At 44.6% G+C, this 1369-nt stretch carries 2 protein-coding genes; both read left to right on the top strand.

The features are described 5' to 3' along the window. Positions 1-254 precede the first annotated feature (254 nt). A complete protein-coding gene (locus tag T500_RS17530; protein WP_410543887.1) occupies positions 255-413 on the top strand; it encodes a hypothetical protein in 159 nt (52 codons plus the stop codon). After that, positions 395-1330, top strand: coding sequence for an IS3 family transposase (locus tag T500_RS0114730; RefSeq protein WP_073211898.1), 936 nt, complete (start codon positions 395-397; stop codon positions 1328-1330). The genes T500_RS17530 and T500_RS0114730 overlap by 19 nt, the downstream gene beginning before the upstream one ends. Positions 1331-1369: the final 39 nt, after the last annotated feature.

Here is a 1369-nt window from a genome sequence, read left to right as displayed (position 1 = left end):
TGTCTTATACTGATATAGGTTGACACATTTAGAAACTTAATAAATGTGTTAGACTTATGAGAATTTTAAATCCAAGGATTCCAGAAGAGAAGAAAGCGGAGATTATTTCTGCTTATTTGAATGGTACCAACAGTTATGAAGAGTTGGGAAAGTACTACAATGTTGAACCAAGTACGATAAGATGTTGGGTAAGCCGGTACAGAAAATCAAAAAATGTTGTATCTTTGCAGGCGGATACCAAACCGCTTGAAGATATGGCACGTAAAAAGAAAGAGGAGAAATCTCCTGAGGTACTGGCACTCGAAGCTCGCGTTCGTGAGTTAGAGTTGCAGAATCTGGCCCTGAACACGCTGATTGACGTGGCTGAAAAGAACGGCATTGATATCAGAAAAAAATCTGGGGCCAAGCAGTAGATGAGCTTCATGGGCAGCACGGCCTGACGGTAACAGCTGCCTGTGATCTGCTTGGCCATAGCAGACAGGCCTATTATAAGAAGAAAACGGACGAGGCGGAACAGTTGGCCCGTGAGATTCGTATTCTTGATGCAGTACGTGAAATACGTGAGATTGATCCTGGTATTGGAGGAGTGAAACTCTGGCTGATGCTATGCGTGATGTTTAATACAGGATGGATGCCTGGACGCGATAAGTTTATGAACTTACTTCGTCGCCATAAACTGATGCAGAAACCTCGCAAGAGCCGCTCTACAACGAACTCCAACCATCGCTACCACAAATGGAAGAATCTTATTAAAGGATTCGTTCCTACTGCGGCAAATCAGCTGTGGGTAAGCGATATTACCTACATTGAGCTCAAGAACGGATGCTGTTATCTGCACCTCGTTACAGATGCTTATTCAAAGAAGATCGTTGGCTGGTATCTAGCAGAATCTCTCGCATCCGTATTTACGCTCAAAGCCCTCCGTATGGCTATAGAACAGGCTGGCGGTGACGACCTCTCAGGACTCATCCATCACTCTGACCGTGGTGTGCAGTACTGCTGCGACCTCTATGTCGAGGAACTGCAAAAACACAACATATTAATATCGATGACGGAGGATTACAAACCTACTGATAATGGCGTTGCAGAGCGCGTGAATGAAACAATCAAGTATGAGAGCATCTATCGTCAGGAAAGACGGTTTGCGACGTATGGAGAGGCACTGGAGCAGATAAGACGCTTCGTTGATTTCTATAACTGCAGACGCCCTCACTACAGCATCGGTATGCAGACTCCAAATACAGCTCACGAGCAGTCTGGTGAACAAAAAAAGATGTGGAAGAATAAAATTTATCGCAAGAATGAACAGAGTTTGCAGAATAATCCCTAACTTTGCAAGCGGAATGTCGAAGGACACTCTTTGGAGGCT

The sequence above is a fragment of the Xylanibacter ruminicola Ga6B6 genome, assembly GCF_000687715.1.
Taxonomy (GTDB): domain Bacteria; phylum Bacteroidota; class Bacteroidia; order Bacteroidales; family Bacteroidaceae; genus Prevotella; species Prevotella ruminicola_B.
The sequence above is the reverse complement of the archived record's forward strand: the minus strand, read 5'-3'. Positions and strand labels throughout refer to the sequence as shown.